Genomic DNA, 23,574 nt, shown 5'->3' with positions numbered 1-23,574 from the left:
TAATGAGCAATCTACGGGGCTTCGGTGGTCTCGTAGATGCTCAGATCATCCATTGCTCGGTTTCCGTGTTTAAAATCCTACGGATTGAGTAACGCGAGCAATTTACTACCACGACGCCCGACAATTGCCGTTAGCGCCTGCTCCCCTAGCGTTGAGATCGCTTCGAAGCTTCTGTGTCCAGCACGGTAGAGCGCCAGAGCCTCCCCACGCGTTAAAGTGAAGGGGCCTGCTAACAATGGTAGGGCTTCGGCAGGTAAGCCATGGTCGAGCCGGGTGAATAGCAGCGCCGTGGCTTCTTCATCCTCGGCCCGACCTAGCAGAATGGCAGCAATGCGTAATGCTGACTCTAAGATGAAACGTGAGCCATCAGCATACCCTCGGATATCACCGTGTCCCACGCGAGAGTAAGCATTGGCCGAGTAATGGGCTTCGATGCCGGTTATCGGTTCGCCTGCGATCCAGTCATTCACAATGAGTGCGCGTTTGCACCGAGCATAAAACGCTAAATCGCTTTCTGCTCTGTGAGCCAATCCACGACCAATAATTGGGCCAAACCGAACAATAGCTTCTTGCTGCCATCGTGGTTCTCCGTTTCGGCCGCTCTGTGGCGTGTAATCTTCATCACGCTCTTGAAGGACCTCTACGAGAACGAGCAGATTCTCCAGTGTTGCATCGGCAGGGGTGAGACGACGTACTAGCTCCACCAGTCGTAGGGCAGATTCCAGAGCCAAAGGTGATTCGCCACATGCACGTCCAAGCATGGTCAGGCGGAGGTTTTCGCCTTCTTGGTCAATCAGACCTTGATCAATCATTCGGTTAAGGAGCTGTTCCAGCGAGCTGGCCATACGATCCCGCCAATTGGGGTAGTGCAGCGCGGCAAGGAAACCTCCGTAGGTGTTTGCGATTAGGTCAATGACCGCATCACGCGGAACCTCTCGGACTTGTGCTAGAAGACGAATAGTCCAGGTGCCGGGCTGAGCTGAATCAAAAGATGAGGTAATCGCTTCGGGCGTTCCTTGCACATATGTTCGAAAGAGCTGGTTTCGCTCCATGGGTGTTTCGGCGAGAAGGACTGATCGACCTTCGGCTTCATAGCCAAGGCGACCAGCACGTCCGGCCATATTTTTGTACTGCGCGACTGTGTAGGGGGTGCGGGATCGGCCGGGGAAGTCTGTTTCGGCAATGATGACGGTTGATGCGGGTGTGTTTACTCCAGCTGCTACGGTACTCGTCGCCACAAGGGCTTTGATTAGTCCATTGGGCTCTCGAAAGCCGCGTTCAACCGCCACTCGCTCGTCGCGTGTCAAGTCGCCATTGTGAAATGCCACGCCGCCAGCTAGAGCACGACGCAGACTTTGGGACATTGCGGAGGGATCGCCTTCGGGCAGTGCGTCAATTACGTCTTGTGCCGCCTCCAGCCCAAGCTCACTTGCGAGATATTCGGCGCAACCACTCGCCGGTCCACGCGCGTTACGAAAAATAATAACCTTTTCCCCGGCTTCTATGAGGTTGCGTACGAGGGGCACGATCATGTCTTGCGAGGACGGTTTTTGGCGGCGTTGCCGGATTTCGTGACGGGCGATTAACTGCACTGTTTCCGGCCCATTCGGTCCAAGCCGAGTAAAAGCGCCGCTTCGATCCATCACACCTTCGATCAAAGGCACGGGTCGATAATTCGTTTGAAGCAATCCGCAACCGAGCCAGCTGTCCATGCTGTTGGCGTGGCCTATGACGGCGCTTAGCGTGATGAGCTGAGGGCACACGCCCCGGCGCCGAGCGCTGATTATGCTGGTAAGCAATAACTCTACCACCATGCCTCGTCCAGGCTCGGTGATGAATTGAGCCTCGTCCAAGACCACCAACCCTATCTGATTGAGCATATGGGATGAAGAAACTGACAGGCTTAAAAATTTCTCATAGGTAAAGAAGGCAATGTCGTACTTGCCCCGCAGAACGGTGCTTACTTGGTCCTGCCAGTCGCCGCTACACCGGGCGATCCGAAGACCTAACCGATCACCATAAAGTGCCGAAAAATCCTCAAATTTTTCGTTTACTAACGCCTTGTAAGGCAGCAGAAAAACGGCTTTTTTCCCTGCTGCGATGGCTTTAATTGCGGCCAGTTCGCCTATGAAAGTCTTTCCTGCGCTGGTTGGAGCTACGACCATGAGGGATTGGCCACTCAGCACGCCCTTGTCGTTGATCGCATCAATCTGCAAGGTATTAAGGCCAGCTGGGAAACGCTCATTCCAAGCATCCGCCGCTTCGTTAGGAATGCCTGCGTTCGTGAGTTCGAGAATCTCGCCGTTCGTTTGAAAATTTCCATATTCTGGGAAGGCGGCACGATAACGGTCGCCTACGCGACCCGGTGGTATTAGGACCTCTCCTTGTGTCTGACCAAACATGGTGGGCGACTGTACATACCCATAGCGCTGCGCGTTGACACTGACAAGCCGCGTGACTTTATCCACCAACTCCAGCATCCCAAGGGGAGCGTCCGCAGCCAATAGAGTGTCTATAATCGCCTTTGTGAACAGGCCGTGGCGTGACTGTGGATCTTCCATTGCTTCCTGATCTGCGGATGAGGCGGCAAACAAAATGCGACCCTGGCCAGCCACTTCGACCAATGGGAAAGCAACAGCATTGCGTGGTATCAACCCTACGTTGAGAACCCGCGCGGACGCTCCGCCGCTGAAGCAGCAATCCAAAAGAAGAATGACGGCCCGCGCTTTCGTGCCGCGAAACCATCGCGCGAGTTCGTCCATCCCAAGTGTTGTGCCAGGTAAATTATCAACTTCTGTGTCGTGCAGTACGAGCCGATGGTCCGGTGTCCCATGCCCCGCGAAGCCAAACATGACGACATCATCCTCGTTGGCTGCACTCAAGGTGGCCTCTATCGCCGCCCTCATCGCATCTACAGTGGCATCTTCGTTGGTAATCAACTGGGCATCCAAGCCTTCTATTGAATCCGACATGACGGCCCACAGTGCCGTCGCATCCCGCGCCGCCCCCGTCAGATCACCCACTAACGGATCGTGATACCTATCAATCCCCAGGAACGCGGCGCGCATCATAGTGCTACCCTCTAAATACTGGTGATTTCGAAAGACATTGACGTAATTTCAAGCGAGGTCGGTCGAAAGGTCGCTTCGTGTCGTGTTTGGCGGCCACCAACTTTCTCAAACCATACACACCAAACGGTGCTTTCACCTGTCATTGCAGCCTCGCCAATCTGTTCTACGGTCATGTGCGGGCCGCCGGATTTCAGTTGTACAACATCGCCAGGTTTAAACGTCATACCGCTCTCCAGGGTTTTGATGCGTGATTGTGATTGAAAAGTGCAGCGATGAAATAGTGGAGCGCGTACTGATCTCTTAATTTGCTGGTTGATGTCTGTGCGATTTCCCTTGTTTCGGCACATGAACCCCATGATCCATTAAGGTTGAGGGCATGCCGGTCCCATCGCATCATGCAGTATCCAGCGCCCAGGCTGGGATTGGTAACTGGTTAGTTGGATCTTGGCTCATTGATATCTGAAACATGCCCTTACCGGAATTTGCAGGGAAGCGCGCAACTTTGCAACGTTCGACTGTCACTTGTGACCTTCGCAGAATGGGTCGCTGCTTCACTGTGCGTAACAGTCCTTCTGGCCGATAGTGTTGAAAAAGTCGACCCGCCTGGCTACCCATACATTGATCTGTGAAAATGCCTTCTTTGCACGCTGCTACCCTAAATATGAGCCCTGAACCCTCTGCGTAAATTACAGATTTCAATCTCAGGCGCGTACTTTTCTGCCGTGGAAACCGACGCCGACTTTTTCAACACAATCGGCCGTTATCGGCCTGTCACGACTAACCGCTTTGGGTTGTTTTTTGCCATTGCGGCGCTGTTCTTCGAGCAGGTTCATTCAGCAAGAGAATATCCACGCTGAAACAGATGAAGGCGGGCAAGCGAGCCTGGAGGATTGCCTATCCACGATTCGAGCGTTAGATCAGCATTTCGCGGTCATTTCCTAATCGTTTCCAGATCAATAGGGTGGTGAGTCGATAGTAATACCGGGTGGCGTCGGAGTGGTCTTTCAGGTGCTGAGTGAGAAACCAGCGCACATGCTTGAGCTGCCAGGTCCAGGGATTATCGCGTTGCCATCGTTGTTGGATGGCCGCTTGCATGAATCGGGCTTGCCGCAGGTGTCGTTGCTGCGTGACCTTTGAGCCGGTCAGTACGCCGCTCAGGAACAGCGTCATATCGAAAGGCTTGGTCACGCTCGACCTCCAATGTAGGCCGAAACCACATCGATCCGGTTATGCCCGAGCTCAAGGCTGATTTGTTGGCGCGCCTGTTGATCAAGGTCGCGGTCAATGCGATAGCAGTGGCCACCATTGACCGGTGCGGCGTGGCCAGTGAGCTGCTCGTAGCGTTCGCAGGCGTAGGCCGCTCGCAGTTCATGGAAACCCTTCAGCCCGTGTTCATGCAGCGTTTCGCGGGCGGGGAGCACGGTCTGTTGCAGGAATGCGGCGTAGCTTTCTTCTCGGGCCAGCAAGTTGCGGCTGCGGGACGGTGATGCCTTACGAGCAAACTGCAGTGCCGCTTTCACCTCTTCATTGGCCACAACCCATCGCGGCGCTGATGCCCCTGAACGGCCGCCTTTGGTGCCGTCCTGGATGTTGATGCGGCCTAAGTGTTCGGCTTCGCGTTGCAGTCGTGGCAGGTCAGCCAGGATCGCTTCGCGCAGACGCATACCGGCTGCTCGGGCCAAAAGGACAATCGCGGCCACCCGCTCGTGTTGCCATTCGCCAAGCGCCTCGAGTGCTCGCCGCACCTGTTGATGATCTTGGCCATCCGGCGCGCGGGTGCGTACGCTCGAGCGCTGCAGTCCTAACGCCTGGCTCGGACTGGCGATCCTCACGTCCTGATCACCGCGCAACGCAGCGAGGGTACGGTTGACACTGCTCAGGCGGTTCTGCGCGGTAGCGATGCACAGTTCGCCTAGCTGGATCTGCTGACGCAGGTACGCGGCATAGTCCTGCAGTGTCTGTCGGTCGATTTGGCGCGCATCGTTGCAACCGGGGCCTAACTCTGATCGACACCAGCGCACGAACGCCTGCCAGCGATCGCTGTGCGCTTTGACTGTGGCGAAGTGGCCGCCGGCAAATAGATCTTTTAGCGCCTGTGGGCCGGCGTAGCTCAGCTGACGACCGTAGCCAAAATTGCGACCCTCACGCCGACCGACCAGTGCCATCGTCACCACCGTGTTCGTTTGTTTGCAGAAAGAGCAGCAGGGCTTTCCAATGAGGGCTGAGCCTGTCCACCTGCTGCCAGTGTGTCGGGCGGATCAGCAGGGTGTTCTCCTGGTGTTGCAGCAGTGCCCCTTCCTCACGCAGTTTCTCGATCAGATGCGCGATGTGCGCAGAGTCGAGTGGTGGTGTGGCGACAGCGGCGACAGTGGCGACAGTGGCGACAACCCGCGTCGTTTCTGGCCTGTCGCGTGGCGACAAGGTGGCGACAGAGGCGGCGACACACCGCAATTCTGGCTGGGGTTGATGTTGCGCCTGGTAGCGGCGCACCGCGTCATTTAGGCGAAACATGGCGGACCTCGAAGGTTTTTCCATCGTGGCTGCTCAGCCAGCGATGAATGATCAGTTCGGCAAATAAAGAGGCGGTATGGTCAGCGCTCTTGCGAGCAAAACGAGGGCCGTTGCGATTGACGTCACGGATGGTGAAGTGGGTCCGGCCTTTCTGCACCAGCCAGCGCAGCAGCCGATCCGCTTCCTCGCGTCGACTATTTATTGGCTCCTGTTCAGTCAGACGCTGGATCTCAGCCAGGTAGTAGTCCATCAGCGTGGAGGCGCGCTGGATGTGTGCTTCGTCCAACGCACTGGCTTCTTCAACCATGGCCAGCACACCGGCGATCCGCAGTACATTCGCCGCCGCCTTGCTCGCAACAGGCTGGACGCCGGCCAGCTCGCCGAACTCGCCAGACTGACATTCGATGGTGTCGTGAATATCAATCCAGGCACGACGGGCACGGGATGTCAGCACCAGCGTGGCGGGATTAAGTGATCCATCCTTATGAAGCGACCAGGGCTTTTGTAGCAGAGCGGTGATCCGCTGTTGGTAGCGCTGGACTCTGGCGTCGTGGTTCAGGTCAATTGCCTTGTAGAGCCGCTGGCCGACCAGGCGTTCGGGCCAACTGATCAGGCAACGGCCGAGGATGCCTTGGCCATTGATCACCGGGTCTTTGAACAGCTGCTCGGCCAGATAGGGTTGCAACATCAGATGCAGGCTAAGGCGGCGGTCATAGGCGCGCAGGCTTTCTCCGGCCATGGAGCGCGCCCGGTCGATCGGGCTGCCATCCCAGAGTGTCGACAAGGTGGTGATCGCCTTGAGCAAGTTCTCTTTGCTCATGGTGCTGCTGCCCAAGAACTGGCCGCCTTCATCATTGAACAAGCCCATGCTGGGCAAGCCATGGCACAGGCTTTTGACCAGAGCCTCAATGGTGGGCTCGGCAATGATCAGTCTCGGCGGTACCGGCTCGGATAGCTCACCGCCTTCCGCCTCCGCGTGTTTCTTTGAGGTTTTGGGTTTGGTCATGATGCTGGTAGCGGCGCGGTAGGCTTTGAGCTTTTCTGCATACAGGGTCCACTGCTGTCGCTCCCAGTCGCGTGCGGCGTTCAGTGCCTGCTGATCCACCGCGCTTTTGCGATCACCCGAGGACGCCACTGTCAGTAGGTAGAGGGATAGCGGATAGGTTCGGCCGTCGAGTTGGGCATTGGCATGACCCTGGCTCACCAGAGCCGCGCTGGCCAGCACCGATTGTGCAGCCATGGCGCAGGGCACGCCGATCACCTCGGACAGTCGTTCGACCGTAGGGCCTAACAGACCCCCGAGTGCTTCGACCGGGTAGGGCCGTGGCGCCTGCTGGTATTCCAGCAACGGTTGTGGTGGCTCGAACGCTTCGCACAATTGCATCGCTATTCTCCCGAGGTTATCGACTTCGTCCTCACTCATCCCGCCACGGTTGTTGAGTGTTATCAGGGATCAAGGCCCCTGCGACCTGTGAGGTTTGTCCACTCACGCGGGACTAACGGCTCCTTACGACCGGGAGCTTGGGCATCTCATGACCTGGCCTCCTGAACACCTCCGAAGAAGTGGGCGGGTGGAGGCTGCACTGGCTGACGAGACCGGTGCCGCGAGATCCTGAGTCGGTGAAGGCAGTGAGGCGATGACCGGGGCATGCCTGACTGTCAGTCAGGTGCAGTCCATTCCGTGGGCTGCGGCACCATCATCTGCATCACTGTAGCGAGTGAGCATTCGGTGTTTGTCACGCCGATTGTCACGAGGGGGAAAGCCGCAAAGCCCCATTCGTGCAAGGCTGCAGCAGTGTGAGATGCGCCCGTCTCTTTCGGGGGAAAGAGACGGGCAACAGGTTGGCGCAAGAAATGGCCAAGCGGATAAGTTGCTGCAGAGCAGCCAGGAGGGGGCATGAGTTGCCGCAGTGGGCGCTCTGGAAGAAGTAGGCATCCATCACATGGGTAGTGATCGTGCGAGCCGCCGGACGCTAATCGCACTTGGGAAAGAACCACCACGATGTGGCGTAGCCTCAAAGGTTCGGGCCACCTGGGAGCTGCCAACGGCAGCGCTTTGAGTGTTCCTTCTATCGTCCGCATATGGTTGGGTCAACCGGATTGCGCGCAGTCGATTGCGCCAACCAGCGGTGCAGGAATGCCTTGGTCATGAGTGGCGTTGGATGGACGATGAGCCGTTCGTCGTCTTTTAAATGTGAGCCCCAGCGCATGGGAATGCGGAGCCTTCCTATGCGCTGGGGCTTGGCCGGAGGAGCGCAGACATGTAGGAGGTTTGGCGACAGTCGCCACTTCTGTCGCCATGCTGCGCGCCACGGATTATGTGGGTTGTCGCCGGTGTCGCCGGTGTCGCCGGTGTCGCCAACAGAACTGTCACTGCGTCTGAGGCGTTACCTCTACCGGTGCCATCCGCTGAGTGCTTAGCGTATCGGCACGGCGTTGCGGTCCTGCGTTTTATTGATCGCAGATGCCAGAAGGCTGCCAGTGGCAGCCTTCTGGATATGCTCACTTTACCAAGCCATCATCGGGGGGCGGCGTTCTATGTCGTCCGCGCGGTTGTACCTGACAGCCTTACCCGCTAATCGTTACACTGCGCGCACCTTGTCAGGCCGGCGTTTTCCCGGCTTGGCCTATTGCCCGCATTGTTGCTGCGCTGGGCAGTAAACCTATAATTCAATCCAGGTAGTTATCAGTAGTGATCACAGGCGCTATCAAATCCCAAGTTGACCAGATCTGGAATGCATTCTGGAGCGGCGGTATTTCAAACCCCATGGAAGTCATCGAGCAGATGACCTACCTGCTGTTTATTAAACGCCTCGACGAGTTGCAGACGGTTAAAGAGCGCAAGGCCGCGCGCACCGGGCAGCCGATTGATCAGCCGATTTTCAGCCCTTACCAGGCGCATTTGCGCTGGGCAGCGTTCAAAGCACTGGGTGATCCGGTCAGTCTGTACACGCTGATTGCCGATAAGGTGTTCCCTTTTATCAAGTCGTTGGGTGGTGAAAATGGCGAGTCGACCTACGCCGGGCATATGAAGGATGCGCGCTTCACCATTCCCAACCCGGCGCTGTTGGCCAAGGTGGTGGACATGCTCGACGCCATCCCCATGGAAGACCGTGACACCAAGGGCGACCTCTACGAATATATGCTCGGCAAAATTGCCAGCGCTGGGCAGAACGGTCAGTTCCGTACGCCCCGGCACATTATCAAATTGATGGTCGAGATGATGGCGCCCAAACCGTCGGACACCATTTGTGATCCGGCCTGCGGCACCGCCGGTTTTCTGGTCTCTGCTGCCGAATACCTCAATACTCACTACAGCCACGAGCTATACCAAGACGAAGCCAGCGCCAGACGCTTTAACCATGACACCTTCCACGGCTTCGACTTCGACAGCACAATGCTTCGCATCGGCTCCATGAACATGCTGTTGCACGGCGTGGAAAACCCGGCGATTGAAAATCGTGACTCGCTCAGCGAAGGCCACGCAGGTGTTGAAGGGCAGTTCAGCCTAATCTTGGCTAATCCACCGTTTGCCGGTAGCCTGGATTACGAGAGCTGCGCCAAAGATCTGCAGCAGGTCGTTAAAACCAAAAAGACCGAGCTATTGTTTCTCGCCCTGTTCCTGCGCTTCATGAAGGCAGGAGGCCGCGCAGCGGTGATCGTACCGGACGGCGTGCTATTCGGGTCCAGCAAGGCTCACAAGACGCTACGACGGATGCTAGTGGAAGAGCACAAGCTGGACGGCATCGTCTCCATGCCTTCTGGGGTGTTCCGCCCTTATGCTGGGGTATCCACCGCTATTTTGCTGTTTACCAAAACCAACTCTGGCGGCACCGATAACGTCTGGTTCTACAACATGCAGGCCGACGGCTACTCTCTGGACGATAAACGCAGCGAGTTGGAAACGAGTAAACATAACAGCAACAACATACCTGACATCATCGCCCGCTGGCATAACTGTGCCGACGAAACCAGCCGCGCGCGTACCGAGCAGAGCTTTCTGGTGCCCAAGGCGGAAATCGTCGGCAACGACTACGACCTGTCAATCAACCGCTACAAGGAGGTAGTGTACGAACAAGTGCAGCACGAAGCGCCGCATAAAATTCTGGCCGAGTTGAAGGCGCTGGAGGCAGAGATTATGCAGGGGATGGATGAACTGGAGGGGATGTTGCTGTGACCTCAACCTATCTCACCCGACTAGGCGATTTCGCTAATGAAATAAGTCGCAGGGCTCCTTCAGAGGCGAACCTTCCCGTTTATTCAGTCACTAAGCATCAAGGATTTGTTCCGAGTCTTGAGTACTTCAAGAAGCAGGTTTTCAGTCTAGACACAAAAGGGTACAAGATGGTTGTTGCGGGCGAGCTGGCCTACGCAACCATCCATCTTGACGAAGGTTCTATCGGAGTTTGCCCTGAACTCTCACTAATAAGTCCGATGTATACCGTCTTTAGAATCGATGAAACCAAAGCAGAAGCTAGTTACCTTGAGCGCTTTCTGAAGTCACCAAAGGCTCTTTCAGCTTATCCAACACTTTCTAAAGGATCAGTGCACCGGCGCGCTGCAATTTCATTCGCCAGGCTTGCCGAGCTACCTGTCCCGCTCCCCCCACTTCCCGAACAACGCCGTATCACGGCGATTCTGGACAAGGCCGACGCGCTGCGCGCCAAGCGCCGCGAAGCCATCGTCAAGCTCGATCAACTGCTGCAGACCGTGTTTCTGGAAATGTTCGGCGACCCGGTGACAAATCCGAAGGGCTGGCCGGGCAATACAACGCTCGGCGATATTGCTTTAGACATGCAGTACGGGCCACGTTTTCATAACGAGGCTTATTCACTTAACGGAATAAAGATTGTCAGAATCACCGATCTCAGTCCAACGGGCGAACTAGATTTTGATGCCATGCCTAGAATGGACGTGGAAGAAAACGTGCAGGTGCGATTCGTGTTGCAGCCTGGGGATATAATCTTTGCACGAACAGGTGCGACCGTTGGGAAAGTTGCGTTAATCCAAGCGTCAGATCCGCCGAGCATCGCAGGTGCATACTTCATACGAGTTCAGGTCAATAATTCGGTTTTGCCCGAATACGTATTCGCTGCACTCCGGACTAAATCCATTCAAAAATTTATTGCAGTGAAGTCGCGCCAAGCTGCGCAGCAGAACTTTAGTGGCCCTGGCTTACGGAAACTGCCAATGCCTGTGCCTTCACTCGAACTGCAATGCCAATTTGCTAGTCTCGCCAAAAAAATCGAACAACAAAAGCGCACCCTGCAAGAACACGTTGGACAGCAGGACGCCCTCTTCGCTAGCCTGCAAGACCGTGCCTTTAACGGCGAACTGTAGGAAATTAGGATGGGTGGAGCACCGCCCAGGCACAACGCATCGAGCGGGCGTTGAGTGAGGCCGACATCGCCTTTGCCTCGGGCCAGTTGTCCAAGGGTCGCAGTGCGTTGTATGGCAATGAGGATGCAGTCAAGATCGTCAGCATGCATTCGAGCAAGGGCTTGGAGTTCGGTCTGGTGGTGCTGGTTCCTGGCCTGGGTGACATGCCGAAAAAGGGCGAAGATGAGGCCGACAGGCGCGTTTGCTTTACGTGGCCATGACTCGCGCGATTGATCGGTTGGTGATGACCTAACGCGAGCCACCAGTTTTACCCGCAGGATTCAGGATTCAATAGGCAGCGTGCGCCAGCACCTGGACCAGATGGACTCACAGAAGGCAGCCGGTTGATATGAGCAACTTTGAATTTCTCATCCCCGAATTTAAAGCGCTGTTTGAGCCGGCCAAGGGGGCGGAACACCTGGTGTATTCTGACCCGCGTGCCTGTTGCATGCGTACCCGTCATGCGCTGGAGCAGACGGTGCATTGGCTGTACGAGCATGATCGCGACCTGCGCATGCCTTACGACAACGGCCTTAATCTGCTGCTGACTCAGGTGGAGTTCGTTCGCCTGCTGCCCCCGCAAATTCATCAAAAGACGCGCTTGATTCAGAAGTTTGGCAATCAGGCGGTGCATTCCAATCAAGCGATTGGCTACAGCGATGCAATGAGGCTGGTACGCGAGCTGTTTCACGTGTTGTTCTGGCTGGCACGCACTTATACCCGCGCCAGCGACCCAAAAAGTATCGACGCTGCGTTTGACGAAAAACGTGTGCCTCAGCTCGTTAGCATGAATGAGGCAGTTGCCTTTACCCGTGCGGAACTTAAAAAGCAGGAAGCCAAATTCCAGGAACAGATTGCAGCCCAACATGGCACCCTTGAAGCCCGCGAGGCGGCGATTGCCGAGCAAGCCGCAAGCCTGAGTGAGCGCGAGTCGCTGCTGGCGCGACTGGATGCCGAACTGGTTGCCACCCGTGCGGCGCTGGCCCAGGCCAAGGCGACCAATATCGCAGTGCCGGATAACCATGATTACGACGAGGCCGACACCCGCCGTCTGTTTATCGATGTGCTGCTGCGCGAGGCCGGTTGGGAATTGGGCAAAAACGCTGACGCCGAAGTGCCAGTCAGCGGCATGCCTAACGGGCAAGGCGAGGGTTTTGTCGATTACGTGCTGTGGGGTGCCAATGGCAAACCGTTGGCGGTGGTGGAAGCCAAGCGCAGCTTGAAAGACCCGGACGTGGGGCAGCAGCAAGCCAAGTTGTACGCCGATTGCCTGGAGGCCGAGAAGGGCCAGAGGCCGCTGATTTTCTACAGCAACGGTAATCACACTTGGCTGTGGGACGACCGCCGTGCACCGCCACGCGAAGTGCAGGGTTTTTATACCCGAGATGAACTGGAATTGGCGATTCAGCGGCGCAGCCTACAAACCGACTTACGCGAACTGCCGATCAATAGCGAGATTGTTGAGCGGGCGTATCAACACCGGGCGATTCGAGCGATGACCGAATCACTGAACTTGGGCCGCCGTGCAGGTTTGCTAACCATGGCCACCGGCACCGGCAAGACGCGTATGTCGATTGCCCTGATCGAACTGCTGATGCGCGGTAACTGGGTCAAACGTGTGCTGTTTCTTGCCGACCGAGTGGCCTTAGTAAAGCAGGCCGCCAACGCCTTCAAGGAGTTCCTGCCGGCCTCCAGTCCGGTTAACCTGGTTACCGACAAAAACGGCCAAGGTCGGGTGTATCTGTGTACCTATCCGACCATGATGGGCTTGATCGAACAGATGGAGGGCGACCGTCGCAAGTACGGCGTTGGCCACTTTGACCTGATCGTAATCGATGAGGCACACCGCAGCGTGTACCAGAAGTACGGCGCTATTTTCCGTTACTTCGACAGTTATCTAGTGGGTCTGACCGCCACCCCGCGTGACGAAGTGGATCGCGATACCTATCACCTGTTCGGCTTGGAAACCGGTGTGCCGACCGACGCCTACGGCCTAAATGAGGCAGTGGATGACGGTTATTTGGTGCCGCCCAAGGCGTATTCGGTGCCGATCAAGTTTGTGCGCGAAGGTATCCGTTACGATCAACTCACCGATGACGAGAAAGAGCACTGGGAATCGCTGGATTGGGGTGACTACAGCGGAGACGGCCTTGCCCCCACCGAGGTGCAGGCATCTGAGGTCAACAAGCAGTTGTTCAACGAGCCAACTGTTGACCTGATGCTAAAGCACTTGATGCAAAATGGCCTGACAGTGGAAGGTGGTGACAAACTCGGCAAGACCATTATTTTTGCAGTGAACCAAAAGCACGCCGATTTTATCGCCCGGCGCTTCAATCATCATTATCCGCAATTTAAGGGTGAGTTTGCGCGGGTTATCACCCATGCGGTGAGTTATGCGCAGACCCTGATCGATGACTTCAGCAGCAAGCTGAATAAGCAGCCGCAGATCGCCATTTCGGTGGATATGCTCGATACCGGCATCGACGTGCCACAGGTGCTGAATTTAGTGTTCTTCAAGGCCGTTCGCTCAAAGGTGAAGTTTTTGCAGATGATCGGCCGCGGCACGCGCCTATGCCCGGACCTGTTTGCGCCGGGTGTACACAAGCGCGAGTTCGCCATCTTCGACTTCTGCGCCAACTTCGAATACTTCAACGAAAACCCTAAAGGCGCTTTGGGCGGTACGGCCGAACCGCTAGGCAAGCGGTTGTTCAAAGCGCGGCTGGATCTGCTGTCGTTGTTAGCGCCGAAGGAAGTTCGCGAGTCTGGTGATCTGGCGGAAACCAGGGGCCGGTACGATGCCTTTGTCGAGCTGCGCACGGAGTTGACCGACGAGCTGCACGACGAAGTCGCGGCGATGAATACGGACAACTTCATCGTGCGTACCGAACTTGAGCACGTAACCCGCTTTGCCGAGCGTGAAGTTTGGAATGCGCTGGATGATGCGGCGCTGGGTGATCTGAGCAGTCACGTCGCCGGCTTGCCGAGTGAGCGCGCTCCTGAGCACATCACTGCCAAGTTGTTCGATCTCCTGTGCCTGAATTTACAGCTGGCGTTAGTGCGCTCGACCAGCGACTTCGTGACGTATCGCGATAAGGTGGTCGAGCTGGCCAGCCAGCTAGAAGTGATGGACAGCGTTCCGGCAGTGCATGCTGAGCTGGCGTTGCTTCAGGACGTGCAAACCGACGAGTACTGGCAGGACATCCGCTTGCCGATGCTTGAGCAACTGCGGCGCAAGATGCGCGAGCTGATCAAGTTTATCGAGCGCCGTCCGAGCAACCCTGTTTATAGCGTGCTGAGCGACGAAATTGGCGTAGCGACGGTGGTCAACCTGAAAGATTTCAACACTGGCATCAATTTGGAGCAGTACAAGAAAAAGGTCGAGGTCTATATCCGTGGCAACGAGAATCACGTGGCAATCGCCAAGCTCAAATTCAACCGGCCGCTGACGCCGAGCGATCTGAGCGAGCTGGAGCATTTTGTCTACGAGTCGGAACCGGTTCAGAGTCGCGAGCAGTTCGAACAGTGCTATGGCGCTGACCAGCCGCTGACTCTGTTGATCCGCTCATTGGTAGGCTTGGACCGTAACGCCGCAAAAGAGGCTTTCGGTCAATTCCTCGACGAGAACCGTTACAGTAGTCAGCAGATTCGTTTTGTTGAAATGATTATTGAGCGTCTCACCCGGCAGGGCGTGATGGAGCCGGGCCAGCTCTACGAGCCGCCGTTTACCGCACTGCATCATGAGGGATTAGATGGTGCGTTTGGCGACGCTGATGCCAACGCGATCATTTCGGTGATCACCGCAATCAAACGCAGTGCGGCCGCTTGATGGCGACTGACTCAATAATGGGCACTGCCTGGCGTCGGGGCCTATAGCATTTGACCAAGCGAGTTGCGACAGTCGCCATTTCTGTCGCCATGCTGCACGCCACGGATTACGCAGGTTGTCGCCGGTTTCGCCACTGTCGCTAACAGGTGAGCGCTCAGCGTATCGGCACGATGTTGCTGTCTCTGATTTGATTGATCGCAGATGCCGACAGGCTACCCGTTGCCGCCTTCTGAATATGCTCACTCCACCAAGCCATCATTGGGCGTCGGCGCTCAATGTAATCCGCCCGGTTGTAGGCGCTCCGAACTTCGTCTTTATCGACATGCGCCAGCGCGACTTCGATTAGTTCCGGATCCCACCCATGCTCGTTCAGGATTGTGCTGGCCATGGAGCGCATGCCGTGGCTGACCAAGCGGTCCTGAAAACCCATTCGTTTCAATGCCATGTTGGCTGTCTGGCTATTCGCGTGGGTGCGCGGGTTTCTATCTGACGGGAACACATATTCCCTGTGCCCGCTATGGGGCTTAAGCGTTTCCAATAACGAGAGTGCATGTTCGGTCAGCGGGATTGTGTGCGGACGACGCTTTTTCATTCGCTCCGGAGGGATGGTCCAGATGCGTTTGTCGAAGTCGATGTCTGCCCATCGAGTGGTGGCCGCCTCGGCAGGGCGGGTCATGGTATGAAGTTGCCATTCAATCAGGCAGCGGGTCGTCCGCTTGATGCTGGCGTTCGCGATTTCCATCATGAGCTCCGGAAGCTCATCAGGTGGTAGCGCGGCCATATTCTCTTTCTTGGGTTTCTTGAACACCGCTCGAATGCCGCTGAGAGGGTTGGCAAAGATCATTCCGGAGTTGACCCCGTAGGTCATGATCTCATTAAGGCGCTGGCTCACTCGCTTAACCGTCTCGAGGCTGCCTTTGGCCTCAATCGGACGAAGCAGCTTAATGACCATCGGGGCGTTCACTTCCGATAACGGCGTTGATTTCATGCTTGGAAAAACGTGCAGCGTGAGCGAGCGCCAGATGTCTTCGGCATACGCCGGCGTAACCGAATCCTTCTTCAGCTCGAACCAGGCGGTGGCCACGTTCTCGAACGTGTGTTCTGTCTCCGCCCGTTTTGCTTCCAGCAACTCATTGCGCTGAGCTTTGGGGTCCATGCCCTGCGCGAGCAGCTCTCTGGCCTCAACCGTTTTCTTCCGGGCTTGCGCTAGAGAAACCTCGGGATAGGAGCCGAGCGCCATGTTGATTCGATTCTTGGTGACGGGATGTCGGTAGTTGAAATTCCACTGCATCGAGCGATTGACCCTGACTCGCAGCTGGAGCCCGTCGCCATCGGTGAGGACGTAATCCTTGTCTTTCGGTTTGATCGCCTTGAGCTGGCGGTCTGAGAGGCGGGTGGTTTGAGCGCACATGAGAAGTACTCCATGACACCTTTTGGTATTCCCAAGATTAGCCTCGGGTAGCCGGGAATACCATTGGGAATACCAAATAGCCTGGAACTCAAAAAACCTCGAAAGCCCCCAATAGCCCTGAAACCCCCGTATTCTCTGGATTTCAGGCACAAAAAAAGACGTCCGTGGACGTCTTTAGATGATGAAGTGGTGGAGCCGGGGGGATTTGAACCCCCGTCCGCCAGTACTCCGCTGTCGGTACTACATGCGTAGCCGTTTCTATTAAGTTAACCCTCAGCGACCCGAAGGGCAGGGTGCTTTGGGCGAGTTGTGTAAGTTTTAGCCGCTTCGTCCACAACGTACTGCACGGCGATTCTGTTCTATATGACAATCACTTTGGGTTTACAGACATCCCCTGGTGATTGCTGGACCCGAAGGTACCAGAAGCTCAGGGCTAAGGCTGCTTACGCAGCGAGAGCGAATTCCTGGCCGTAGTTTTCGTCATTGGCAACTATAAGAAGTTGCAACAGTGGATTTACGAGTTCTGTTACCAACTCGGCATGCACCTAAAGTTTCGCGACCGGCGTCGAATCCTAAACGGCCCCGTGCTTGTAACTCGTTGTTTCATAGTGAGTGACAAGCCTGTGCAGTGTACGCCAAACGCTCACAGAAGGCCAACCCGAAGGTTGGCCGCGACCGAGTGAGGCGCTTATTGACCGCCTTTTTCGCTGTTCTGCAGATCCTGCAGTGCTTTGGACGTGATCTCGATGCACTTCTTGTCATCACCGGCTGCGTGGGCTGCCTTGGCTTGGGAGACGGCGGTGTCGATTTCGCCGCTTTTGCCGCTGGTGTCGGTGGCTAGCAATGCTTTGCCGTTGTTGATTTTGTCCAGATTGATTCTGCACAGGTCAGGCTCACCTGCAGCGAAAACAGGGGAGGCCATGATCGCAGCGGTAATGAACAAACCAGCAAGAGCGGAACGCTTCATAGGGTATCTCCTTGCGAAAAAGGGCTCGACGCTGCTGGCGTTCAACGGCTGCCAGCGACATCACTGATGAGCCTCGTTCGCCGAGGCCTATGCAGATGACTACGCCGGCGCGCAGGGGTTCTGTTTTTTTGCAGGTTTAATGTGTGCGGGCCTGGGTGACCCGGTCCACGAGATACACCAACCCGTGGTAATCGATGCCGCCATGCTGGCTCAAGCCTATCTCGCAGGTTCGGCTGGTGGAGATGCCCTCGCTGCAATATTGCACCGCGTCCTTGAGTGATCGCAGTGAGTGGGCGTTGAGTTCCGGCGTGGTGAAGCCTTTGTCGCCGGCAAATCCGCAGCAGTGGATGCCCTCCGGGATCACCACGGTTTTGGCGCAGCGCCGCGCGAGATCAATCAATGCCTGGCTCTCGCCCAGGTGTTGAGTGCTACAAGTGACGTGCACAGCAATAGGGGCTTCCTGAGGCGTGAAGTCGAGGCGGTCCATCAGGTGGGTGCGGATAAAGCGCACCGGGTCGTAGAGGTCCAGGCGCGTTTCGCCGAGGTCTTGTACCAGCCTCAGGGTGCAGGGGCTGGTGTCGCAATAGATCGGGTCGAGGCCGCCGCGGCTGGCATGGAGCAGGGCACCGATCAGTTCCTGGCGCTTGTGCTCGGCCTGTTCGGCGTAGCCTTTGGAGGCAAAGGGCTGGCCGCAGCACAGGCTGTCCTGGTTGTCGGGGAAGACCACTTGGTAACCGGCTTTTTCCAGTAGGCCCCGGGTTTTGTCGTACAGCGACATCTGCTCTTTATCACCCGCTGCCGGGCCCATGGCGCGTGAGACACAGGCCGCCAGGTAGACCACGCGCGGGCGCGGGTCTGTCACGGCCGGACTGAAGCGAATGGCTTTTTCCGGATGCGGCATGGCGTTGCTCCACTGCGGGATCTGCCCTTTGGACAGTCTGGTCAGTGTGGCCGACAGCTTGGCCAGGCGTGGCGCGCCCAAGAGCATCCGTGCACCGTTGGCGACGTGCAGGGTGAAGCGCGCACCTTGCATGGCCGTGGCGAAATGGCTGGCGAGCCAATCGGCGGTCTTCGTACGGTCGGCATCGCGTGCGCGGAGTTTTTTCACCAGGTCGCCGGTATTGATGCCTACAGGGCAGCGTTGGGCGCATAACCCGGTGGCGGCGCAGGTGTCGATGCCTTGATAGTGATAGGCCGCTTCCAGTTCGGTGGTATCGACGCCCGCACGTTTCTTCGCCTGAATGTCGCGCCAGATCACAATGCGCTGGCGTGGGCTCAACGTCAGACCTTTCGATGGGCAGACCGGCTCGCAGAAACCACACTCGATGCACTTATCCACAAGCTCGTCGGCAGCGGGCAATGGTTTGAGGTGCTTGAGGTGGATTTGCGGGTCTTCGCTGAGCACCACGTCGGGGTTGAGAATGCCGTTAGGGTCGAGCAGGCGTTTGAGCTGCCACATCAGCTGATAGGCATCACTGCCCCATTCCAGCTCAACGAACGGTGCCATGTTGCGGCCGGTGCCGTGTTCGGCTTTCAGCGAGCCGCCAAATTCCACCGCCACCAGTTGCGCGACATCGTCCATGAACGCTTGATAGCGTGCGACTTCTTCGCTGCTGTTGAAACCTTGGGTGAATACAAAGTGCAGATTGCCTTCTAGGGCATGTCCGAAAAGGATGGCTTCGTCGTAGTGATGTTTGTCGAACAGCGCGATCAAGCGGTTTACACCGGTGGCCAGTTGCTCGACCGGGAAGGTCACGTCTTCGATGATGACCGTGGTGCCGGTTTTACGCACCGCGCCAACGGCCGGGAAGGTGTCTTTGCGGATAGCCCACAGGCGGGCGTTTTCTACGGGGTCTTCGGTGAAGTCGACTTGTTTTTCCACAGGGAATGCAGCCAGGGACGCCATGATCAGCCCCAGTTGCTCATGCAGCAACGCCGGCGACGCGGCGCGGGATTCAATCAGCAGTGCGCAGGCATTTTCCGATAGCTGCTGTACGAAAGCGGGCATGCCCGGTTTGTCCTGTACCGAGCGCATGCTGCGCCGGTCCAGCAACTCGACGGCCGACACCGGTTGAGTTTTGAGCACCGTTACCGCGTTGCAGCAGGTCTCGACATCCGGGAACACAATCAGCGCCGATGCTTTATTCGGGTGATCAATGACGGTGTCGTAAGTCACTGCGCTGATAAAGCCGAGGGTGCCTTCGGAACCCACCAGCAGATGGCTGAGGATATCCAGTGGCTCGTCGAAATCCACCAGAGCATTGAGTGACAGGCCTGTGGTGTTTTTCAGACGGTATTTGTGGCGGATTTTTGCAGCCAGTGCAGCGTTTGCCCGCGTTTCGCGACCCAGATTCGCCAGGCGCTCCAGCAGTGCGCCGTGCTGTTCGCGAAATGCAGCGACGCTGGCTGCATCTTCAGTATCCAGACGGCTACCGTCCGCCAGTACCAGGCGGATACCTGCCAGGGTGTGATAGGTGTTTTGCGCGGTGCCGCAGCACATGCCGCTGGCGTTGTTGGCGACAATGCCGCCAATTTTGCAGGCATTGATCGATGCCGGGTCCGGCCCGATCTTGCGCCCGAACGGTGCCAGCCAGGCATTGGCTTGCGCGCCGATCACGCCGGGTTGCAGGCGGATCTGCGTGCCTTGCCCGCGAATCTCGCGGCCATTCCAATTGTCACCCAGCACGATCAGCACCGAGTCGCTGATGGCTTGGCCGGACAAGCTGGTGCCCGCCGCGCGGAAGGTCACGGGGACGCGGTCACGCTGGGCGAGTTGCAGCAGCGCCACGACTTCCTCTTCCGATTCCACGCGAATCACCAGCTGTGGGATCAGTCGGTAAAAACTGGCGTCGGTGCCGAAGGCGAGGGTGGAAAGTGGATCGTCGAAGCGGCGATCTTTTGGGATCAGTTGTGCGGCGTCGCTCAGAAAAGCAGCAGGCAGGCTCATCGGTCCTCCAGAAATAGCAGACGCCGGAACCGTGTTCCGGCGTCGATTCTTACCCTATTGCGCGCAGGTCTCAGTGCACCAGCATACCGGTGAACCAGTAGGCCTGCGCCAGGGTGATCAGCCCGACGATGGTGGCGAAAAACAGGCTGTGCTTGAGGGTAAAGCGGAACAGATCGGATTCTTTGCCTACCAGGCCGGTGGCGGCGCACGCCACGGCGATTGATTGCGGCGAGATCATTTTGCCGGTCACGCCGCCGCTGGTATTGGCGGCAACCAGCAGCACGTCATTAACGCCAATCTGGTGGGCGGTGGTGGCTTGCAGCGAGCTGAACAGGGCGTTGGACGAAGTGTCGGAGCCTGTCAGGAAAACCCCCAGCCAGCCAAGGAAAGGCGAGAAGAACGGGAAGGCTGCACCCGTGGCTGCCAGCACAAGCGCCATGGTCGAGGACATGCCCGAGTAGTTAGTGACGAAGGCGAAGGCCAGCACCATGCCGATGGACAGGATGGGCCAGCGCAATTCGTAGAAGGTTTCTTTTAAAGTGGTCAGACCAGTTTTTACATCGATCTTGAGCACCAGCATCGAGATCAGCGCGGAGAAGAAAATCGCGGTGCCCGTTGCAGAGATCGGGTCCAGCTTGAACACCGCCGGAATCGCCGTCGGGTTAGCGACAATCGGGGCGACCTTGACGACCAGTTGATCCAGGTGCGGGATCGCGAAGTTGAAGACCCAGCTGTACATCGCGCCACCTGCAGCGAACATCGCTTTGAATGGCTTGAGGGTCCAAATGGTGACCAGTACGGTCAGGATCAGGAACGGCGACCAGGCCTTGAATATCTGCCCCAGGCCGTAGGGCGAAGCGAGCGTTTGGCGCGGCTGACCGAAGCCGCCGATGCTGGCGGTGACCGCAGCCCCGGAGGTGGCCCCCGCAATCTGTGCGCCCGCGGCACGCTTGGGTTGCCAGACTTTCAAAAACAGGGTCAGGGCTACCAGGCTGACGAGGGCCGAGGTGATGTCCGGCAGTTCCGGGCCGATGAAGTTGGACGTGAAATATTGGGTGACGGCAAAGCTCAAGCCTGCCACCAGCGCCGCCGGCCAGGTTTCGCGAACGCCGCGCAGGCCGTCCATCATGAACACCAGCCAGAACGGTACAAACAGCGACAGCAACGGCAGTTGGCGGCCGGCCATGGCGCCGATTTTGAAGGAATCAATGCCGGTTACTTGGCCGGCGACGATGATCGGAATGCCCAGCGCGCCAAAGGCTACAGGCGCGGTGTTGGCGATCAGGCACAAGCCGGCGGCATACAGCGGGTTGAAACCCAGGCCGACCAGCAGTGCGGCGGTAATCGCCACGGGGGCGCCGAAGCCGGCCGCACCTTCGAGGAACGCGCCGAAGCAGAAACCGATCAACAGCACCTGAAGGCGCTGATCGTCGGTGATCGACAGGACCGAGCTGCGGATGATTTCAAATTGGCCGCTCTTGACGGTCAGTTTGTAGAGGAAAACGGCGGCGACGATGATCCATGCGATGGGCCACAGGCCGTAGGCAAAACCATAACCGGCGGCGGCCAGCGCCATGTCGACCGGCATCTTGAAGGCGAAGATTGCCACCAGGATCGACAATGCCAGCGTAATACTCCCGGCGACGTGGCCTTTGAGGCGAAACACGGCCAGGGCGAGGAAGAAGAATACGATCGGAATGACGGCGGCCAGTGCGGACAGGCCGAGGCTGCCGAGCGGGCTGTAGAGCTGTTGCCAGGTTTGCATGTGGGGTGGCCCCTAATTGTTGTTGGTCAGGCACTGTTTAGTCAGCTTGGATAATTGGTAAGACCAATTTACAGCCGCTGTTGGCTAGAGTAAAAGTGTTGGCGTGGCTGTGTCAATTTGCCGCTGACCAAACTTTGGTCGTAGCGACGTAGCCGAGGTGTCCTGCTCGGGTCTATCGAAGGCGTTCTGATAGGTGCCGCAAGCGCGGCGATAGGCCAGAATAGAGCCCCCGGCGAGTGGTCGGGATTGTGGAGAGTGAGTTATGGGGTTTGATCAGGTGCGTCAGCGCCGTTTGTCTGACGATATTGTCGAGCAGCTCGAGGGCATGATCCTTGAGGGCACGCTGAAGTCGGGCGAGCGCTTGCCGGCCGAGCGCGCTTTGGCTGAGCAGTTTGGCGTGTCGCGCCCTTCGTTGCGTGAGGCGATTCAGAAGCTGGCGGCCAAGGGGCTGTTGGTCAGTCGTCAGGGTGGCGGTAACTATGTGGCGGATTCTCTGGGGTCTACCTTCAGTGATCCGCTGCTGCACCTGCTGGAAAATAACCCGGAGGCTCAGCGTGATTTGCTCGAGTTTCGTCAGACCCTTGAAGCGTCTTGTGCCTATTACGCGGCGTTGCGGGCTACCGAGGTGGACCGTGAGCGGCTGACGTCGGCTTTTGAAGCGTTACAGGATTGCTATACGCGTGTGGATGAGGTCAGCCGGGTGGAAGAGGGCGCGGCCGATGCGCGGTTTCACTTGGCCATCGCTGAGGCCAGTCATAACGCGGTGTTGCTGCACACCATTCGCGGACTGTTTGATCTGCTCAAGCGGAACGTGGTGACCAACATCGGCGGCATGTACCAGCAGCGTACGGAGACCCGTGACATGCTGATCAGTCAGCACCGGGATTTGTACCTGGCAATTATCGAGGGGCGTGCCGAGCAGGCGCGGGAAGTCTCAACACGTCACCTGTTGTATGTGCAGGAAGTGTTGGAAGAGGTGCGTCAGGAAGTTCAGCGCGTAGCGCGGGCGGAGCGGCGTAAAGGCATGTAGCCCGGGGTGAGTCACCCGAGGCTACAGTGTCACAAGGATTACTCTTCCTTGCCCTTGTTGCGCACGGCACGGTGCAGTTCACGATTGGAGTCGCGTTCGCGCTCGGTGTCGCGCTTGTCGTATTCCTTTTTGCCCTTGCCGAGCGCGATCTCGCACTTGACCAGGTGCTTGCTCCAGTACCAGGACAGGCAGATGCAGGCATAGCCTTTCTGCTGTACGGCGGCAGCGAGCTTTTCCAGTTCGCGGGCGTTGAGCAATAGCTTGCGCGTGCGCACCGGGTCGGCGATTACGTGGGTGCTCGCGGTCGTCAGCGGGGTGATATGACTGCCCAGCAGCCATGCCTCGCCATCCTTGAGCAATACGTAGCTGTCGACCAGTTGCAGCTTGCTGGCGCGCAGACTCTTTACTTCCCAGCCGGCCAGGACCAGACCAGCCTCGAACCGATGTTCGATGAAGTAATCGTGTCGCGCCTTTTTATTTTGCGCGATGGTCCCTGTAGGGTGTTTCTTTTGTTTAGCCATAGGGGCGGCATTATAGGGAGTTGCGAGCGTGTCGGCTACGGTCAACCTGCGTGCTTGAGCGTGTTGGACGAATCCCGGACAATACGGGCAGTTCTTAGGTTTTTTTCTCTCGCGGATCGGGCTGTTCTTTCGCGATGTTTGCTTCA

Annotated in this window: 17 protein-coding genes, 1 other RNA gene and 1 pseudogene; 5 read left to right on the top strand and 14 right to left on the bottom strand. The window is 57.3% G+C overall.

Annotation, left to right across the window (positions count from 1 at the left end; genetic code table 11):
• Nucleotides 1-77 precede the first annotated feature (77 nt).
• From A7J50_RS25175 to A7J50_RS32015, 8 genes and pseudogenes are all read right to left on the bottom strand, one after another.
• Nucleotides 78-3,071: a DEAD/DEAH box helicase gene (locus A7J50_RS25175; RefSeq protein ID WP_064454199.1), complete on the bottom strand. Its 2,994-nt coding sequence runs from the start codon at nt 3,069-3,071 to the stop codon at nt 78-80.
• An 11-nt stretch (nt 3,072-3,082) separates the two neighbouring features.
• Complete coding sequence (locus A7J50_RS25170; RefSeq protein WP_064454198.1) at nt 3,083-3,295, bottom strand: YodC family protein; 213 nt, start codon at nt 3,293-3,295, stop codon at nt 3,083-3,085.
• Between the two features lie 477 nt (nt 3,296-3,772).
• Complete coding sequence (locus A7J50_RS32120) at nt 3,773-3,904, bottom strand: hypothetical protein (protein ID WP_257784282.1); 132 nt, start codon at nt 3,902-3,904, stop codon at nt 3,773-3,775.
• Between the two features lie 79 nt (nt 3,905-3,983).
• The gene (locus tag A7J50_RS25165) at nt 3,984-4,259 is read right to left on the bottom strand and encodes a hypothetical protein (RefSeq protein WP_064454197.1); all 276 of its coding nucleotides are present in this window, start codon (nt 4,257-4,259) and stop codon (nt 3,984-3,986) included.
• Nucleotides 4,256-5,236 carry an integrase domain-containing protein gene (locus A7J50_RS25160; RefSeq protein WP_064454196.1) on the bottom strand — a complete coding sequence of 327 codons (981 nt, stop codon included), beginning with the start codon at nt 5,234-5,236 and terminating at the stop codon, nt 4,256-4,258. The genes A7J50_RS25165 and A7J50_RS25160 overlap by 4 nt, the downstream gene beginning before the upstream one ends.
• Nucleotides 5,214-5,582: a hypothetical protein gene (locus A7J50_RS25155; protein ID WP_064454195.1), complete on the bottom strand. Its 369-nt coding sequence runs from the start codon at nt 5,580-5,582 to the stop codon at nt 5,214-5,216. The genes A7J50_RS25160 and A7J50_RS25155 overlap by 23 nt, the downstream gene beginning before the upstream one ends.
• Complete coding sequence (locus tag A7J50_RS25150; RefSeq protein ID WP_064454194.1) at nt 5,566-6,966, bottom strand: YfjI family protein; 1,401 nt, start codon at nt 6,964-6,966, stop codon at nt 5,566-5,568. Before A7J50_RS25150 ends, A7J50_RS25155 begins: the two co-directional genes overlap by 17 nt.
• 1,033 nt (nt 6,967-7,999) lie before the next feature.
• A pseudogene (locus tag A7J50_RS32015) lies at nt 8,000-8,140 on the bottom strand (integrase); the annotation flags it as partial.
• 134 nt (nt 8,141-8,274) lie between these two features.
• Here A7J50_RS32015 and A7J50_RS25145 point away from each other — a divergent pair.
• The 4 genes from A7J50_RS25145 (at nt 8,275) to A7J50_RS25130 (ending at nt 14,787) form a co-directional block, all read left to right on the top strand.
• Nucleotides 8,275-9,759, top strand: a complete 1,485-nt coding sequence (locus A7J50_RS25145; RefSeq protein ID WP_064454193.1) for a type I restriction-modification system subunit M — start codon at nt 8,275-8,277, stop codon at nt 9,757-9,759.
• Nucleotides 9,756-10,922, top strand: a complete 1,167-nt coding sequence (locus A7J50_RS25140) for a restriction endonuclease subunit S (protein WP_064454192.1) — start codon at nt 9,756-9,758, stop codon at nt 10,920-10,922. The genes A7J50_RS25145 and A7J50_RS25140 overlap by 4 nt, the downstream gene beginning before the upstream one ends.
• 50 nt (nt 10,923-10,972) lie before the next feature.
• On the top strand, nt 10,973-11,182 hold the full coding sequence (locus A7J50_RS32010; RefSeq protein ID WP_064454191.1) for a hypothetical protein: 210 nt from the start codon (nt 10,973-10,975) through the stop codon (nt 11,180-11,182).
• 128 nt (nt 11,183-11,310) lie between these two features.
• Nucleotides 11,311-14,787 (top strand): DEAD/DEAH box helicase family protein, encoded by a 3,477-nt coding sequence (locus A7J50_RS25130; protein WP_064454190.1) that lies wholly within the window; start codon nt 11,311-11,313, stop codon nt 14,785-14,787.
• 154 nt (nt 14,788-14,941) lie between these two features.
• Here the strand turns inward: A7J50_RS25130 and A7J50_RS25125 are convergent, their stop codons facing one another.
• The 5 genes from A7J50_RS25125 to A7J50_RS25105 all read right to left on the bottom strand — a co-directional run bounded on the left by A7J50_RS25125 (nt 14,942) and on the right by A7J50_RS25105 (nt 21,877).
• A complete protein-coding gene (locus A7J50_RS25125) occupies nt 14,942-16,198 on the bottom strand; it encodes an integrase domain-containing protein (RefSeq protein WP_064454189.1) in 1,257 nt (418 codons plus the stop codon).
• Between the two features lie 187 nt (nt 16,199-16,385).
• Nucleotides 16,386-16,782: a transfer-messenger RNA gene (gene ssrA / locus A7J50_RS25120) on the bottom strand.
• A 104-nt stretch (nt 16,783-16,886) separates the two neighbouring features.
• Nucleotides 16,887-17,165, bottom strand: a complete 279-nt coding sequence (locus A7J50_RS25115; RefSeq protein ID WP_064454188.1) for a hypothetical protein — start codon at nt 17,163-17,165, stop codon at nt 16,887-16,889.
• Nucleotides 17,166-17,301: 136 nt separating this feature from the next.
• Nucleotides 17,302-20,112 carry an FAD-binding and (Fe-S)-binding domain-containing protein gene (locus tag A7J50_RS25110; protein ID WP_064454187.1) on the bottom strand — a complete coding sequence of 937 codons (2,811 nt, stop codon included), beginning with the start codon at nt 20,110-20,112 and terminating at the stop codon, nt 17,302-17,304.
• A gap of 70 nt (nt 20,113-20,182) precedes the next feature.
• Complete coding sequence (locus A7J50_RS25105; protein ID WP_064454186.1) at nt 20,183-21,877, bottom strand: lactate permease LctP family transporter; 1,695 nt, start codon at nt 21,875-21,877, stop codon at nt 20,183-20,185.
• A gap of 262 nt (nt 21,878-22,139) precedes the next feature.
• Here A7J50_RS25105 and A7J50_RS25100 point away from each other — a divergent pair, with 262 nt between their 5' ends.
• Nucleotides 22,140-22,907, top strand: coding sequence for a GntR family transcriptional regulator (locus A7J50_RS25100; protein WP_053258089.1), 768 nt, complete (start codon nt 22,140-22,142; stop codon nt 22,905-22,907).
• A 38-nt stretch (nt 22,908-22,945) separates the two neighbouring features.
• Here the strand turns inward: A7J50_RS25100 and smpB are convergent, their stop codons facing one another.
• Nucleotides 22,946-23,428: an SsrA-binding protein SmpB gene (gene smpB / locus A7J50_RS25095; RefSeq protein ID WP_003176160.1), complete on the bottom strand. Its 483-nt coding sequence runs from the start codon at nt 23,426-23,428 to the stop codon at nt 22,946-22,948.
• Between the last annotated feature and the right edge of the window lie 146 nt (nt 23,429-23,574).

Source organism: Pseudomonas antarctica, assembly GCF_001647715.1.
In the GTDB taxonomy this organism is placed as follows: domain Bacteria; phylum Pseudomonadota; class Gammaproteobacteria; order Pseudomonadales; family Pseudomonadaceae; genus Aquipseudomonas; species Aquipseudomonas antarctica_A.
This window is presented reverse-complemented; position numbering and strand designations above follow the sequence as displayed.

Bases quoted from the DNA above. Each gene is read 5' to 3' on its own strand.
- A7J50_RS25175 (WP_064454199.1), bottom strand. From the start codon at position 3,071: ATGATGCGCGCCGCGTTCCTGGGGATTGATAGGTATCACGATCCGTTA.
- A7J50_RS25170 (WP_064454198.1), bottom strand. From the start codon at position 3,295: ATGACGTTTAAACCTGGCGATGTTGTACAACTGAAATCCGGCGGCCCG.
- A7J50_RS32120 (WP_257784282.1), bottom strand. From the start codon at position 3,904: ATGAACCTGCTCGAAGAACAGCGCCGCAATGGCAAAAAACAACCCAAA.
- A7J50_RS25160 (WP_064454196.1), bottom strand. From the start codon at position 5,236: ATGGCACTGGTCGGTCGGCGTGAGGGTCGCAATTTTGGCTACGGTCGT.
- A7J50_RS25155 (WP_064454195.1), bottom strand. From the start codon at position 5,582: ATGTTTCGCCTAAATGACGCGGTGCGCCGCTACCAGGCGCAACATCAA.
- A7J50_RS25150 (WP_064454194.1), bottom strand. From the start codon at position 6,966: ATGCAATTGTGCGAAGCGTTCGAGCCACCACAACCGTTGCTGGAATAC.
- A7J50_RS25130 (WP_064454190.1), top strand. From the start codon at position 11,311: ATGAGCAACTTTGAATTTCTCATCCCCGAATTTAAAGCGCTGTTTGAG.
- A7J50_RS25125 (WP_064454189.1), bottom strand. From the start codon at position 16,198: ATGTGCGCTCAAACCACCCGCCTCTCAGACCGCCAGCTCAAGGCGATC.
- A7J50_RS25115 (WP_064454188.1), bottom strand. From the start codon at position 17,165: ATGAAGCGTTCCGCTCTTGCTGGTTTGTTCATTACCGCTGCGATCATG.
- A7J50_RS25110 (WP_064454187.1), bottom strand. From the start codon at position 20,112: ATGAGCCTGCCTGCTGCTTTTCTGAGCGACGCCGCACAACTGATCCCA.
- A7J50_RS25105 (WP_064454186.1), bottom strand. From the start codon at position 21,877: ATGCAAACCTGGCAACAGCTCTACAGCCCGCTCGGCAGCCTCGGCCTG.
- A7J50_RS25100 (WP_053258089.1), top strand. From the start codon at position 22,140: ATGGGGTTTGATCAGGTGCGTCAGCGCCGTTTGTCTGACGATATTGTC.
- smpB (WP_003176160.1), bottom strand. From the start codon at position 23,428: ATGGCTAAACAAAAGAAACACCCTACAGGGACCATCGCGCAAAATAAA.